This window comes from Pseudomonas sp. UBA5666, from assembly GCF_002420785.1.
Lineage (GTDB): Bacteria > Pseudomonadota > Gammaproteobacteria > Pseudomonadales > Pseudomonadaceae > Aquipseudomonas > Aquipseudomonas fulva.
On sequence record NZ_DIIQ01000047.1, the window covers coordinates 2455 to 3046 of the forward strand.

Sequence of the window (592 nt, forward strand, 5' to 3'; positions counted from 1 at the left end):
CGTCACCCTGACCGGCGGCACGCAAGTGTTCATCGCGGCAGGTTCTGCCAGCGGCACTGTCAGCATCAATGCGCCGGACGACGTGTACGTCGGTGGCCAGCCTGCAATCACCAAGGCCATCACGGACATCACCGTCGCCGGTGACAAGCAGTTCGAAAACCTGGTGGCCAGCAAGGCGGCAGTCACGACCACCGTGACCGACGAGCCGGCTGGGCAGGGCGACCTGGTACAGGTCAACATCGTTGCAGACCAAGTGTCGGTCAATGAAGCCACGGCCCCGACCTTCACCCTGAGCCTGAACCGTGCGCTGGACAAGGACCTGACCGTCACCCTGAGCAACAACGCCACCGTTGTGTTCAAGGCTGGCGAGCTGACCAAGACCTACACGGCCGCGGCGCAGGGCGACGACGTGTTCAAGGACGAGGGCAAGCTGGAGATCGGCATCGCCAAGGCTGAAGTGCCGAACGCCAAGTTCGAAAACCTGGTGCTGGGCGCGCCTGCCTCGGTCAACATCACCGACACCATCAGCAAGGTCACCGCCGTGCTGGCTGTGGATAACACCACTGTGGCTGAAGGCGGCAAGATCACCTAC

Annotated in this window: 1 protein-coding gene; it reads left to right on the forward strand. The window is 62.8% G+C overall.

Features of this window, described 5'->3' with window-relative positions:
• A partial coding sequence (locus B2Y33_RS20620; RefSeq protein ID WP_288633354.1) for an immunoglobulin-like domain-containing protein occupies positions 1 to 592 on the forward strand: 592 nt, incomplete at both ends.